This is a genomic window from Algoriphagus boritolerans DSM 17298 = JCM 18970 (assembly GCF_900108085.1).
Classification (GTDB): Bacteria; Bacteroidota; Bacteroidia; order Cytophagales; family Cyclobacteriaceae; genus Algoriphagus; species Algoriphagus boritolerans.
This window is the reverse complement of sequence record NZ_FNVR01000004.1, coordinates 119579-133538: the sequence shown is the minus strand read 5'-3', so window position 1 is coordinate 133538 and position 13960 is coordinate 119579. Positions and strand designations below refer to the sequence as shown.

General features: G+C 39.6%; 15 protein-coding genes. All 15 read right to left on the bottom strand.

What is annotated here, in order from left to right; all coding sequences use genetic code 11:
• Nucleotides 1–20: 20 nt before the first annotated feature.
• Entirely contained in the window at nucleotides 21–218 is a 198-nt protein-coding gene (locus tag C4S61_RS05835) for a helix-turn-helix domain-containing protein (RefSeq protein ID WP_103923838.1), read from the bottom strand.
• A 96-nt stretch (nucleotides 219–314) separates the two neighbouring features.
• Nucleotides 315–536: a hypothetical protein gene (locus C4S61_RS05830; RefSeq protein WP_103923837.1), complete on the bottom strand. Its 222-nt coding sequence runs from the start codon at nucleotides 534–536 to the stop codon at nucleotides 315–317.
• A gap of 309 nt (nucleotides 537–845) precedes the next feature.
• Nucleotides 846–1163, bottom strand: a complete 318-nt coding sequence (locus C4S61_RS05825; RefSeq protein WP_146064348.1) for a hypothetical protein — start codon at nucleotides 1161–1163, stop codon at nucleotides 846–848.
• 255 nt (nucleotides 1164–1418) lie between these two features.
• The gene (locus tag C4S61_RS05820) at nucleotides 1419–2216 is read right to left on the bottom strand and encodes a cation diffusion facilitator family transporter (RefSeq protein ID WP_103923835.1); all 798 of its coding nucleotides are present in this window, start codon (nucleotides 2214–2216) and stop codon (nucleotides 1419–1421) included.
• Nucleotides 2217–2352: 136 nt separating this feature from the next.
• Entirely contained in the window at nucleotides 2353–2841 is a 489-nt protein-coding gene (locus C4S61_RS05815; RefSeq protein ID WP_103923834.1) for a hypothetical protein, read from the bottom strand.
• Between the two features lie 386 nt (nucleotides 2842–3227).
• Entirely contained in the window at nucleotides 3228–5480 is a 2253-nt protein-coding gene (locus C4S61_RS05810; RefSeq protein WP_103923833.1) for a multicopper oxidase domain-containing protein, read from the bottom strand.
• Between the two features lie 4 nt (nucleotides 5481–5484).
• Entirely contained in the window at nucleotides 5485–7602 is a 2118-nt protein-coding gene (locus C4S61_RS05805) for a copper-translocating P-type ATPase (protein WP_103923832.1), read from the bottom strand.
• Entirely contained in the window at nucleotides 7599–8153 is a 555-nt protein-coding gene (locus tag C4S61_RS05800) for a DUF2911 domain-containing protein (RefSeq protein WP_103923831.1), read from the bottom strand. The genes C4S61_RS05805 and C4S61_RS05800 overlap by 4 nt, the downstream gene beginning before the upstream one ends.
• A 77-nt stretch (nucleotides 8154–8230) precedes the next feature.
• Nucleotides 8231–8695, bottom strand: a complete 465-nt coding sequence (locus C4S61_RS05795; protein ID WP_235009820.1) for a heme-binding domain-containing protein — start codon at nucleotides 8693–8695, stop codon at nucleotides 8231–8233.
• A 9-nt stretch (nucleotides 8696–8704) separates the two neighbouring features.
• Nucleotides 8705–9301 carry a DUF3347 domain-containing protein gene (locus C4S61_RS05790; RefSeq protein ID WP_103923829.1) on the bottom strand — a complete coding sequence of 199 codons (597 nt, stop codon included), beginning with the start codon at nucleotides 9299–9301 and terminating at the stop codon, nucleotides 8705–8707.
• A gap of 178 nt (nucleotides 9302–9479) precedes the next feature.
• Complete coding sequence (locus tag C4S61_RS05785) at nucleotides 9480–10964, bottom strand: multicopper oxidase family protein (RefSeq protein ID WP_235009818.1); 1485 nt, start codon at nucleotides 10962–10964, stop codon at nucleotides 9480–9482.
• Nucleotides 10948–11922: a DUF3347 domain-containing protein gene (locus C4S61_RS05780; RefSeq protein ID WP_235009816.1), complete on the bottom strand. Its 975-nt coding sequence runs from the start codon at nucleotides 11920–11922 to the stop codon at nucleotides 10948–10950. The genes C4S61_RS05785 and C4S61_RS05780 overlap by 17 nt, the downstream gene beginning before the upstream one ends.
• Nucleotides 11923–11954: 32 nt before the next feature.
• Nucleotides 11955–12323 carry a hypothetical protein gene (locus tag C4S61_RS21645; protein ID WP_146064347.1) on the bottom strand — a complete coding sequence of 123 codons (369 nt, stop codon included), beginning with the start codon at nucleotides 12321–12323 and terminating at the stop codon, nucleotides 11955–11957.
• 427 nt (nucleotides 12324–12750) lie between these two features.
• The gene (locus C4S61_RS05770; RefSeq protein ID WP_103923826.1) at nucleotides 12751–13245 is read right to left on the bottom strand and encodes a hypothetical protein; all 495 of its coding nucleotides are present in this window, start codon (nucleotides 13243–13245) and stop codon (nucleotides 12751–12753) included.
• A 170-nt stretch (nucleotides 13246–13415) separates the two neighbouring features.
• Nucleotides 13416–13946 (bottom strand): hypothetical protein, encoded by a 531-nt coding sequence (locus tag C4S61_RS05765; RefSeq protein WP_103923825.1) that lies wholly within the window; start codon nucleotides 13944–13946, stop codon nucleotides 13416–13418.
• Between the last annotated feature and the right edge of the window lie 14 nt (nucleotides 13947–13960).

The following is a 13960-nucleotide window of genomic DNA, read 5'->3' as shown; positions in this document are numbered from 1 at the left end:
GGTTTAAATTAAAGCTGGGTTTACAAATTTTGGCTAGACTTGATGAGTTCTTTCGGGTCCACGCCCAAGATTCTGGCAATTTCAAAAAGTACCTCCAATCGTGGTTGGTGCCGATTTTGGACATAGCCATTGACCATATTGTAGCTTTTGCCCAACTGCTCCGCCAGCCAAGTTTGGGTAATCCCCTTTTGCTCAAGTACTTCTTTGATCCGGTTCATTCCTGAAATTCGTCAGAGACTAAAAATAGAGAATTATCGGGATTATCTCGTTTTTTGAGATAAGCTAAAAAGAAAAAAAGCCCCGGAGGGCTTTTTTCAAGATTCTACCGAATCCGGTTCTTTGACGGAAACGTAAACCGTGTGGGTTTTTCCGTATTGATCTGGTTCTTTGAGCTTCGCGACATTGAACTTCACGAAGGTTTCTCCTTCATATTCGAAGGTGTGGTTTTGAAGCTCAGCCATATTCAGGCTCACTTCCACGATATCCATGTTTTCAACTTGCTTTCCTTTACCGATGTACTTTTTTGAGAATGCCATAGTATTTTGGTTTTAGTTAAAATTTATGCAGGTCATATAGGATGGCCGGGAAAGTGAGAAAAAATTAGAATTTAAAAACTGGGAGGCAGTCAGTAGGAAACCCTGTTTTTAGGAAATTCTGCTGGAAGCCCCAATTTTTTGAAACTGACAGGCTGTCCGACCTTTGTGCATACAATTGGATAAAACCGGACTAGGGCATCGTTTACTCGTTTGACAAGGCTAGGAAAACTACGATTTGGAAGTCTATTGCCATCAAATATTGAGACCCAGCCTTCGACAGAAACCTTCTGTTCTGTTCCAAACCGGAACCTACATCAGTTTACCAAAATCATGGAAGGCGTTTTCCTTCAATAATTCCTTCACCTTTCCTTTTCTAACCTTGTTGGCTTCCATTTGCTCAAAGGACAGCAAAAGCTTCATCAACATAAATCTCAGATCTTTATCGGCAAGATCAATTCCGTTCTGCCGAAACGACTCCCCTATAAAGGATTTGGCATTGTAGGGATAGACCACTTGACCTTTGAACGCTGCATCAGCAGGGTGCACCACTTCATTATACATGTTCATCAGAACTATTCCATCATCTGCCTTATCAAGAAGGCTCAAGGCATTTTGTACTACTTTCATGATACTCATAGGGGTGTGTTAAGTTTCTGATTTAAAATTAGGGAATTGTTGGAAATGAGGAGTTCTCCCTCTACTATGAAGAATCTCTCTTTCCCATCTTTGAAGTTCCGTTTGAGGCTAGTTGAAAGTTCCCCGTTTGTGGTTAGTCTCTCCTAAATATCCATGAGGTTCAATATGGTGCTGTGGGTGAAATTTGCAATTCAACCACCTGTTGACAAACCTATGTTTTAGCAGTAGTGGTTCTTCTGCCGTCCGTCATTTTGAAAGTTTTAAAATTTTAAAAGCTCCTTGTCCGACAATGAAAAACACAAGTGTCCCAACAATAAGGTCGGGATATTTTGAGTTTGTCAAGTATACAAGTCCTCCAGCTACAATTACTCCAAGATTTACAATTACATCATTGGATGTAAAAATCATACTTGCTTGCATATGTGCATCTTTGCTTTTACTTTTTTGCAGTAAATACAAACAAAGTCCGTTGCCAATAAGAGCAAGAATTGAAATAATTATCATTGTCTGAAAAACAGGAACTGGTTCAAGTCCAACAAATCGTCTGATTACTTCCATAAAACCAAATATTGCAAGTGTTAATTGAAAGTAACCTGCCGATTTTGCAATGTTCTTTTTTCGTGTCATTGTCCCACCAACTGCAAAAAGTGCAAGTCCGTAAACAATGCTGTCGGCAAGCATATCTAAACTGTCGGCAACAAGTCCCATTGAGTTTGAAATGAAACCTGTCGTAAGTTCAAGTGCAAAAAAGAAAAAGTTAATGGCTAAAACCTGCCAAAGCAATCTTCTTTCTCTGTCAGTGTTATCGGTTGTTTCTGAATAATTGTCTGCCGAAACAGTGTCAATAATTGAAGTATCAAACTTTAAATTGTCAAGTCGCTTAAAAATTTGGTCGTGATTTTCGGTGTGATAAACGGTCAATTGTCTGTTAGGTATATCAAAGTCCAACAAGTTGATGTTTGTCAAGTCGGCAAGTTTCATCCGTATCATTTGCTCTTCGGATGGGCAGTCCATCTTTGATATTTTGAATGTTGTTTTCTGCATAATTTATTGTTGTCGGTTGGATCCAAACATTACTGCAAAATTCAAGGCATTTCTACTACTTTTTTGATACTCATAGGGGTGTATTAAGTTTCTGACATAAACTTAAGTAATTGTTCGAAATGAAGGGCTCCTTCTATTATTGAAGGGTAATTTCCTCAGCAAGGGGTACTGAAACTTCTCCAGGAGACATAGCTTCATATTCAAATTGTGGATAAACATCACCATCTGCCAGAACATTAACGGTCGCTGAAAGTGGCTGGAAAGAATCATCGGTTTCTCCTCCCAAGTGAACGGCATTGAAAACTAGGCCTAAGCTATGGATCGGAGCTGAAGAAGTAGCTGAAATAGTTGGGACTTCTGGCTCAAAAGAAAGCGTATAAGTATTGCCTTGTTCGATCACTTGAGCCCAGTTGAGTTCGGTCGGCTGATCCAACACCGGAGCGAAAAAAGTAAATGTGCCGCTCAGCATACGATGAACCGAGAAGGTCACCAAATAGTCAGCGTAATTCCCATCCATTTCAACTTCGATGGTCACTGATTTTTCAACAAGATTTGGAGTCTCATCCTCTGAGGAACAGCTAAAAGAAAAAATAGCTACAGCGAGTAATTCCACTAGATAATTCAACTCTTTACTCGAAATAGAAAAGCTTTTTGAGGCGATATCTGTTCTTCAGAAATGCAAGAAAAAAAAGTTTTCTTAGCCATAGAAGAAGAATGAAACAAGAAAAAGGACTCCGAAATCGAAGCCCTTCCATTCCACTTGGCAGATTTTATTGGAGGTAAGTTGCTCCTCAGCAGAGCTTACGTCCTCTTCTAACCTTCCCGAAATTTTAAGGAATTTCTTGGTGAAATCACCAACTACTTTTGACCACTTTACCTATAAAATTGTGACTCGGTTGTTTTTACTGTTCTTGTTATTAACCTGCTTTTCGGAAGCCATACTCTTTTCTGAATTTTGGATTCCACGGCGTCAGTTCCGACTTGGCAATGTGTATGTCTTTTAAGTTGGTATTAATAATTCAAACCAAAGCCTACTCCAAATCCCATATCACTATCATAATGAGTTCTAAATCCGATGTTTTTGCCTGCTATATAGTTCAATCCGACCATGTATTCTTTGTCAGTATTTACCATAATGTTTGCTCTGAATCTTTTTGATACAGGTATGTCCTCTCGTCTCAATTGAACTCTGACATTGCCGTCTTGGTAAACTTCGGTTTGTAGAATAAATAACAAGGGTAAGGTATAGGCAACTCCTACACTGAATTGGGTGCGGTTGTCTTTGGTACTTTTCTGTCCAAAAATGTTTTGCTCTACTTCGTCGTGGCCTAACTTTCGGTAACGCCAATCAAAACCGACAAAAGGCATTAGCCATTGCATTCTTCCAAGATACCTGCCTACGTGCGTTTCACTTTCATAACCGTGCTCATCATTGTACCCTAAACGCCATTCCGCGCCAAAACTCCAACGGGCATTTTGTAGCATTGCCATACCGTCATTGCCATTGGTAGCAAAGTCATTTTGAGCCATAAAGTGTAATTGGTTGCTTTCTTTTTGCAATTTTTTGTAAGCCCAATTTTTGTCAGGCAACAGGGGATTTGGTTCTTGCTCTTCATAACTGAAAACCCGGTTCATCCCTGCCATCATATGATACAGAATGTGACAATGAAAGAACCAATCACCCTCAACATTGGCTTCAAACTCAATTACGTTGGTTTCCATTGGCATAATATCCATTACGTTTTTGAGCGGAGCGTACTCCCCTTGCCCGTTGATCACCCTAAAATCATGTCCGTGCAAGTGCATGGGATGACGCATCATGGAGTTGTTGAACATTGTGATTCTTACAATCTCTCCTTTCTTTATCAAAATTTTATCGGATTCTGCAAGCACTTTATTGTCCATACTCCACACATATCGGTTCATGTTGCCTGTCAGTTCAAATTTCAATTCTCTAACGGGCGCATCTGCCGGAAGTGTAGTGTTGGTTGGTGATTTTAGCATCGCATAATTGAGGGTTACAATATCCGAATTACCTGAACCGTGCTTAGAATGGTCACTATTCTCCATATCCATTTCTGGCATTTCATCCATTTTCATCGGCTTACTTTCGCCTGAAATTTCGGGATACATAACCGTGTTCATATCCATTTGCTGAAGGCTCATATTCATTCCCATATCGTTCATATCGCCACTCATCTTCATCATATCGTTCATCATCTTCATGCCTTCAAAATATTTCAATTTGGGCAATGGACTGACCAATTGTTTGATGCCCGAACCGATGTAAATAGAAGCTGATTTGGTTCTGTCCTCTGCTGTGGCAAGAAACTCATAGGAAGTATTTTCAGCGGGGATAGTTACGATGACATCATAGGTTTCCGACACGCCAATAATCAACCTGTCTACTTCCACAGGATCCACATCGTTGCCGTCATTGGCTATAACAGCCATTTTTCCGCCTGCATAAGTGAGCCAAAAGTAGGAGGAAGCACCACCATTTGAGATTTGCAACCGTACTCTATCCCCTGCTTTGAATTGGGATAATTGGCTTTCATTTATGCCGTTTATTAGAAATTTATCATAATAAATATCACTTACATCCATTGCCAACATTCGTTTCCATTCGTTGGTGAGCTTGGTTTTAAAATGACCTTCTCGGATGGCTTCGGCATAACTTTGAGTGGTTCCTTTTTTGATGGCAAACCAATCGGAAGCATTGTGCAACATCCGGTGGACATTTTCGGGTTTGTAGTCTGTCCATTCGCTTAAAATAATGGGGACGGTCGGCAAATCGTCAATGCCTTTTCTGAAGGTTGGGTCATCATTCCGCTTTTTCAGTATCATGGAGCCATACATTCCTATTTGTTCTTGCAGTCCGCTATGGCTATGATACCAATGTGTACCATGCTGGATAATTGGAAAGGTATATTTGTGTGTTGTGCCTGGTTCAATAGGCATTTGTGTCAGAAAAGGAACACCATCTTCCTTGTTGGGTAAAAACAAGCCGTGCCAATGTAAAGAGGTGCTTTCATTGAGTTGGTTATGTACATAAATTTCTGCTGTATCACCTTCTGTGAAAGTAAGTGTTGGCATTGGTATTTGTCCGTTAACAGCAATGGCCCGTTTTTCCTTGCCTGAAAAATTGACAAGGGTATCCTTTACATACAGGTCGTATCGCACTACCTTTTGCGCGAAAAGCGAGTTGGTTACCAATAGCACAACACCTACTAGCAACAACTTCTTATAAATATTATTTTTCATCAGATTAGGAAATCGAATTATTTAGTTTTAATAGGCTTGCATTAACAGCTACTACAATAGTACTGGCACTCATTAACACTGCACCCAAAGCAGGGCTTAATACAAAGTTTGGATAGAGCACACCTGCGGCAAGGGGAATAGCGATAATATTATATCCTACCGCCCAAATAAGGTTCTGTATCATTTTCTGATAAGTGCGTTTTCCAAAATCTATCATTTTTGCGACATCTCTTGGGTCACTATTTACCAGAATGATATCAGCAGTTTCAGCGGCAACATCGGTACCAGAACCCACAGCTATTCCCACATCTGCCTGTGCCAATGCAGGAGCATCATTTACCCCATCTCCCGTCATTGCTACAATTTCACCTTTGGTTTGGAATTCCTTTATCTTCTCTTGTTTAGTGTGGGGTAGCACATTGGCAAAATAACCGTCCATTCCCAACTCATTACTTACTGCCGCTGCTATCTTTTCATTATCGCCAGTAAGCAAAAACGATTTGATGTTCATTGCCTTTAATTTATTGATCGCTTGTTGCGACCCTTCCCGAATGGTATCCGCAAGGGTAATAATGCCAACGACTTCCTCGTCAATTAGCAAAAAGTTCACTGTTTCGGCATCTTGATTGATATCCTTTGGGATTTCAGGATAGGCTAAGCTCTTATCTTTGAAATAATTTGGTCCGGCCGCTACCACAGACTTACCCTTAACGTTTCCAGATACACCAATTCCCTGCATCAACTGGAAATTCTCAGATTTCCACAACTCAAGATTTTTGTCTTTTAGAGTTTGGAGTACACCTTTTGCAATATGGTGTTCTGAATTTTGCTGGACTGCTGCTGCGTATTGGATGATATCATCCCCAGTATATTTATCTGTCAGCGGAATCGTTTTTTGGACCCTGTGAGATCCTTGCGTAAGTGTTCCGGTTTTGTCAAAAATGATTACGGATAATTTCCTGGTGGTTTCAAAAGCAGTCCTATTCCTGATTAAGAGGCCATTTGTGGCAGAAAGGGTTGTAGAAATAGCAACTACTAATGGGATAGCAACCCCCAAAGCATGTGGGCAAGCGGTAACCATTACCGTTACCATTCTTTCTAATGCAAAGGCTAAATCGCCACTGTTGCTATACCAAAAAACAAAAGTCCCGACTCCAACAGCGATTGCAATAAAGGTCAGCCATTTGGCAACCCGATCTGCAAGATTTTGGGTGTTGGATTTTGCTGCCTGAGCATCCTGCACCAAACTGATTACCTTATTGAGATAGCTGTCTTTTCCGACCCCCGTAGCTTTGATCTTTAAAACGCCATCACCATTTATGGAGCCTGCAATTACTTTCGCTTCCTCTTGTTTTTTCACAGGGACACTTTCGCCGGTGAGCATACTTTCGTTCACAGATGAAGAGCCTTCAATTACCAATCCATCAGCGGCAATTTTTTCGCCCGGCTTTATGATTACCGTATCGTCATTAACAAGTTCATCCAACTTTATTTTAACCGCTTCACCATTGCGTTCAATAGTCACATCATTTGGCAGTAATGCCACCAAAGACTGTAATGCTTTTGAGGCGGCCATTTGGGAACGCATCTCCAGCCAATGTCCCAGGAGCATAATGACAATCAAAGTGGCAAGCTCCCAAAAGAAATCCATGCCGGGAAATCCAAGAGCCACAGCCATACTGTAGAAGTATGCCACCGAAATAGCCAGAGCGACCAAGGTCATCATCCCGATGGCTTTGGATTTTATTTCGCCAACCATTCCTTTTAAAAATGGCATCCCGCCATAAATATAAATGGCGGTACCCAATGCCATTAATACGTACCTATCTCCTGGGAAGGCAATGCTGAATCCTAGCCATTGCTGTATCATATGAGATAGCAGCAAGATGGGAATGGTAAGAATTAAACTTACCCAGAACCGTTTGATGAAATCACTTGTTTGATGCCCTTCGTGTTTGTTATAGTCTTTTTGGGAATGGTTTGGATGGTTTTGGGCTGCATTTTCATGATGGGAATGTTCTGAATTATTTCCAAAAGGCACCAAGTCCATCCCACAAATAGGGCATTTTCCGGGTTCGTCTTTAAGCACCTGAAGGTGCATCGGACACGTATATTTTCTCACTTCTCAGCGTTTTTGAAATCAAACGAAACGCTCACAAACTCCCAACTTATCTCTATTTTGCCTTGGCTTTCATTTGTTTTAACTACCTGATATTGTAAGGATTCAGTGAGATTATCATTCTTTTTTGGCTGGACTTTTATCCTCATCAGATCGTTCTCCGAATTGTAATCATCCGCCAAATGCATATCCCAATCTTTACTAAGTATAAGTATCCACTCCTCTTCATTGGGAATGGTAAAAAACCCATACTTTCCTTTAGCAATTAGTTGATTGTTGATAGTTACATCTTCCGAAAATTCAATCCACGTAGCTTTGTGAGCACCAGTTGCCCAAACTTGTCCATAAGCGACCAGACCATTCCATATAACTCGCCCCCTTACGCTTGGCGAACCATAGTCTATATGTATATGGTTGTCTCCAATCATTGCCATAGTGGATGTACGTGGACTTTTGGCTTTGACAATGGTTTCTTGAGCTTGATGATGTTCATGCTGAGCGAAAGAAACCATAGGTGAAAATGCGAGTAATGATATTATAATTAATTTTTTCATAAATTTTTGGTTAAATTTTAATGTTAGACTATTATTGAGCAAATTGATTTTTTTTAATATTTAGGGAAGTCAATACCCTACTCCATTACTTTTTTTTTCATTTCTTTATCCACCCAATTTACTATTTCAATTTTGTCTAACTCTGATAATTTTGAATCTCTATGAATAAAGGTATAGGACCTAAGAGGCATATCATTTGCTTTTATTTGTTTTGAAATTCTATCTAATTTGTTTTCTTGTTTACGTTTAGAATAGCTACCAAATTCACTAAAATTCAGATTTTCTTTTCCTTCTTTTATATGGTATTCCATTAAAATCCTCCCAGGTTGTATGTATGAATACCAAGGATAATTCGTGTTGTTGCTGTGGCAGTCATAACAGGAGGTTTGGAGGATTTGTCTTACGTTAACGGGTATATCTAATACTTCTGTAATGTGTAAAGGTGTAACCTGCCCCTCATCCATATTGCGGGCAGGCTGGTAAAATTGTATCAATACCAAAACACCAAACCCGATCAGGAAAAATATTTTAAAGTATCTCAATCTTAACATTTAAAATTCCTTTTTTATGGAGCCGCAGGTCAACATTTTGGTGCCAAGATAAGGATTCTTTATTTCCTTGTATTCACTGATCCAAACAGCCCCTTTGCCATTTTCATACATCGGGCAAAAATCTTGGTAGAGTACTTTGGAAGTTCCAAAAACACCAAGGAGGTCATCGACATCCCTACTCAACATGGCAAAATGCTCTCTTTGATGAGCTATATTATTGGCATTGTCGGCAATATGTTCTGCCTGCTCCAGAGCATCATCCATCACTTCGTCATAGATCATTTTCTGCTCGGAAGTAAAAGAATCAACATCAAACTTAGAAATTTCCGATACTATCTTTTCGCCAAATCTTGCTGCATCTTTAGCATTATCTGCTGTCAAGGCATTTTTCAGATTCAGATACTCGGTGATTAGGTTATTCATAGCATCTTCCTTCGTATTGCCAGCTTTTGTTTCAGCCTCTACATCCATAGTCTCAGAATTTGTTGCCGAGGCATCATGATGCTGTTCGTTTGATTCTGCTTCTTTTGTTTCTTTGGATTGACACGCAATCGTACCAAAGGCAAATATTACCGCTATAATTAGTGATTTATTCATTTTGTTAAATTTTAAGTTTTAAATAATTTATTATATATTGTTTTAACAGATTAGCCACAAATAAGCTTTTGCCAATCGTGACATAAGGCTTTTAATTTAATTTGTTCGGATTTGACCATTAGCCTCTTTATTGTACAAAAACATTCATCGGGCAATTTTGCTTACTATTTTTTGTGTTTTATATGACTTCAAAGTTTAGCATCATCCCATCATCCTCATGTTCAAGATTATGGCAATGAACTACAAACTTACCTTTATGCTCAAATTTCAGAATTACTAGTACCTTTTCCTTTGGTGCTACCAGAACAGTATCCTTCCATCCACTTTCCTGAGGCAAAATAGTGTTCCTGCCTCCTGTACGTGACAATATTTGAAAATGAACACCATGGACGTGCATAGGATGGGCTTCATCACCGTCAGTATTATCAAATTCCCAAATCTCAGTGGATCCTAAATTCACGATTTCATCAATCCGGTCAGAGTCAAACACTTTTCCGTTTATTTGATGCATGCCCTCGCGACTGTTCCCCATGCTCATGGTAAGTTTAAAAGGCCTCGTTTTAGTTGCGCCAGATAGTTTAGTAAATGGCAAGAGCGCAGTAGGTAAAGCAAAGTTGTCTTTTTCAGCATTAGTCACATTGAAGCTCATAATTTTATAGCCCTGTACTCCCTGTGCGTCACCCATTCCTGAGAATTGTTTATTCTCGAGGTATATCATTTCACCCACTTTTGCACCGGAAAAATCGACCAAAACATCAGCTCTTTCACCCGGACTAAGCAACAGGCTCTTCATGCTTTCTGATTGCGGCAGCATACCTCCGTCTGAACCGATTACATAAAAATCCGCTCCATTGCTTAAAACGAGATTATAAATTCTCGCAGTGGAACCGTTAAGCACCCTAAAACGGTAAAATCGTGATACCACTTCCAGAAAAGGGCTGTTTGTTCCGTTTACCAATATAGTCTCGCCCATATAGCCAGACATTACTTCAGCCATAGTTGGGTTATATTGAATAGTTCCGTTTGTATTGATGCGTTTGTCCTGGATTATCAAAGGGATCTCATAGGCACCACTGGGTAAGTTAAGTGCTTTTTCTTCAGGGCTTTCTACAATAAACATCCCAGCCAATCCTTCGGTCACCTGCTTTCCCGTTAGTCCATGTAAGTGAGGGTGATACCAGTTTGTACCAGCTTGTTGGGTTATTGGAAATTGAAAATTAAACGAATTGTTGGGCATAATCATGTGATCCGGGTGGCCATCCATAGTGGCCGGGATCACTAAACCATGCCAATGAATATTGGTATGCTCTGACAGTTTATTTGTAAAATTAAGGTTTACATTCTGGCCCTTTTGGGCTCTAATCGTAGGCCCCAGTAACCCATTTCCGTATCCCAGAACAGGTGTTTGCTTTGCATTTGCTAAGGTGTCCATTGCAGTCTGAGCACTTAAGGTTGACGTTGAACTGATCGTCTGAGGGATCTTCAATGGGTTATTAAATATGCCATCCTCTACATTTGGTGCTTCACCCTCCATACCATGGTCCATACATGAGGTCAAAAGACTTGGTCCTGCCGCAATGGCAACTGTACCCAATCCCATTCTTTTTAAAAATTCATTTCTGTTCATATTAGCTTCAAAATTGGAATTAATTAATTTTTTCAACTGTACTTCCGCAGGTCATCATCTTTGACCCATAGTATGGATTCTTGATAGAGCTTTCTTTACTGAGCCAGTTTGCTCCTTTTCCATTGTTGTACATGGGACATTTTTGATAATAAACGGTTGGTACGGTTGTCGAAAGCTTCATCAACTCATACATCGGTTGTGAAAGACCTGAAAAATAAACGCGTTGATCATCAGGATCGGTGGAATCGCTGATCTTTTCTGCATTTTCACTTAATGCTTTCATTTTTACCATCCACACATCATGGGTTTTTGGTTCCAGTTCACCCATTTTCACTTTGCTGATTGCGGTTAAGAGAGCTTTTGCTCTAGTGGATGCTAACTTCCCATCTGATTGAACCAGTGCATCTTTTACTTCAAAATATCGGTCGAAAATGGGCTGAAGTTCACCGGCATTTTGCATCTGCATGTTTTCTGCGGGTTTTTCCCCATTTATAATCCCCATTTCCGCGCCGTGGTTGGCATGGCTTTCCATTTTTACGGGCTGTTCGGAATGTTTTTCCATTTTCATACTAGAGTTCGGTATGATGGCTTCTTTTTTATTTATTCTTTCGTATTGGCAACATTCAGAAAGCATTGCATACGCTTTATCTGGCGCAAGAAACTGGTCGCTATCGTAACCTGCCAATGCAATGCGCTTCAAGATCTCATCTGGATTGGTCAAATTTGCATCATAGGTGATTGTAGCCATTTTGGTTTCTTTATTCCAATCTACCTCGGCTGCATTTTTTACATTACCCGCTTTTTCAATGGTGGCTTCGCACATTTGGCAGTTCCCATAAATTTTTACACTCTCGGTTTTAGTGTTTTTGATTTGAGCATTTATAGCTGTAGACGATAGCAATGCCATGATTGCCATCAATATTTTTATTGATTTCATTTTTTTAAATTTTAATGAGGGAAAGAAATTATTAAGAAAGCCGGAAATTGCTTTCAATTAGACAGTTCTGTGGCTGTAATGGAAAAAAATCAGCCTATTTTAGGCGGTAGCCAAACTGATAAAAAACCTGATGAATAATTGGTTCTCTGATAGTAAAAGATAGATTCGCTCCATTTCAAACCACCTGAAAATTGGGCATTGGTAAGCAATAGCGGAATAGGACTATTGGATGGGCAATGGCAAGCGTGATCCGAACACTGTCCGTTACATCCTTCTGAATCTTTTTCAGAATGACCATTTGCGCAGCATTTCTTGGTTTCAGAATCATATTCGCTGTCACACGTCTCGGTCTTGAGACTCTCAGCTTTTTCGCTCGACTTACCGCAAGCATAGGTATCTGATGGGTTCAAAAAGAATCCAAGAGAAATTAAAAACGCCATGAGTGCAAACTTTTGCATATCTAGGAGACGAAGATACACGATTTTTGTTGTCTTTTTATGGCGCCAATATCAGCCGACACTCCCAAATGAATTGGGCTAACCGCTCTGAAATCTTGGCTTCAGTTCAGATTTGTATTCCTCAAGTCTAACGTTCGAAAAAGAAAACCTTTCATCGACCATTACCGAGAATTTTTTAAAATTCAACAGTTTGTTCATATTGGAACAGCCGTCGCAATTCAAACATTGTTCCCGAAGAAATGTAGGTTTTCCATCGACATACTGAAAAACAAATATCTCGTAAGGATTCTTGCAACATTCATCAATTTTTATCCGACTCCAAAGTTCACAATCCTTGCAAACTATGACGTCATGAAATTGATAATCGTAGGTAATTGAAATGTTGTTGCACCCTAAATTTTTACAGACCAACATAACCTTTACCAAACTATTGAAAGGTAATCTCCTCAGCAAGTGGTACCGAAACCTCTCCGGGAGGCAAAGCCTCATATTCGAATTGCCGATAGACCTCCCCATCCGCCAAAACATTGACGGTTGCTGAAATTGGCTGAAAAGAGTCGGTGGTTTCTCCTCCCAAGTGAACGGCATTGAAAACTAAGCCTAAGCTATGGATCGGAGCTGAAGAAATGGCTGAAATGATTGGAACTTCAGGCTCAAAAGAAAGCGTATAGGTATTGCCTTGTTCGATCACTTGGGTCCAATTGAGCTCAGTCGGTTGATCTAGCACCGGAGCAACAAAAGTAGATGTCCCACTCAGCATACTGTGAACCGAAAAGGTCACCAAATAGTCATCGTAATTACCATCCATTTCAACTTCGATGGTCACCGACTTTTCAACAAGTTTTGGAGTCTCATCCTCTGAAGAACAGCTAAAAGAAAAAACAGCTACAGCGAGTACTAACAGGTAATTCAGATTTCTCATTACATAAAATGGTTTAGTTTAAAATTAAATACTTAAAATTTCAAGGCCGATTGGTCTATTTGACTTACAGTTGTCTACGAATCAATTTCAAGGATATCAGCAAGTAACTTTCTTAAAAAGTTAAGAACCTGGCTGATTAACTATCACAGCCAATATCATACACGGTGGTGTTACTTAGGCGTTTCATTTTTTCTACCTAAGACTTGTATAAAATAACGGTTCAGAAGTCCGGGGCCTTGAAACCTTTTCAAAACTTCGGAACCTGCTTCAAATTCAGCTTTTTTATATTCCTCTTTCTTAGAGTCCAAACTACCGAGGTAAGCCATTTTATAAATTTTGTCGTCAGGATGCTCATGATGAGCTTGTCGAAGCAATTCTTTTCCTTGACTTTCTAAGTCTTCATTATCACCGTATTCATCAGGAAAAATAGAAACTGTCCACCCAGCGATGAATTTGAATTCAGTTAAATTTTGAAAACTTTTTTGCCCCTCTTCATACATTTTTCTCAGCCTTTGTCTAAGATTTATTCTATCGTGAAACTCTGATGAAGCATCTTCAATGGCAATCCAAAGAAAAAAGTAAAAGTGTTTCCAGATTTCAAAATCAGTTGAGTTTCTTTCATAAAGCTCTTTATACAAGGCGAATGCCTCATCAAAGTCTTCTTGGTCTTCTAGTTGTAAAATGTGCCGAATATTTTCCAATATCTTCTATTTAA

Coding starts and splice junctions, on each gene's coding strand:
- C4S61_RS21645 (WP_146064347.1), bottom strand. CDS start 12,323: ATGCAAAAGTTTGCACTCATGGCGTTTTTAATTTCTCTTGGATTCTTT.
- C4S61_RS05820 (WP_103923835.1), bottom strand. CDS start 2,216: ATGCAGAAAACAACATTCAAAATATCAAAGATGGACTGCCCATCCGAA.
- C4S61_RS05810 (WP_103923833.1), bottom strand. CDS start 5,480: ATGAAAAATAATATTTATAAGAAGTTGTTGCTAGTAGGTGTTGTGCTA.
- C4S61_RS05770 (WP_103923826.1), bottom strand. CDS start 13,245: ATGAGAAATCTGAATTACCTGTTAGTACTCGCTGTAGCTGTTTTTTCT.
- C4S61_RS05830 (WP_103923837.1), bottom strand. CDS start 536: ATGGCATTCTCAAAAAAGTACATCGGTAAAGGAAAGCAAGTTGAAAAC.
- C4S61_RS05825 (WP_146064348.1), bottom strand. CDS start 1,163: ATGAAAGTAGTACAAAATGCCTTGAGCCTTCTTGATAAGGCAGATGAT.
- C4S61_RS05790 (WP_103923829.1), bottom strand. CDS start 9,301: ATGAATAAATCACTAATTATAGCGGTAATATTTGCCTTTGGTACGATT.
- C4S61_RS05800 (WP_103923831.1), bottom strand. CDS start 8,153: ATGAAAAAATTAATTATAATATCATTACTCGCATTTTCACCTATGGTT.
- C4S61_RS05835 (WP_103923838.1), bottom strand. CDS start 218: ATGAACCGGATCAAAGAAGTACTTGAGCAAAAGGGGATTACCCAAACT.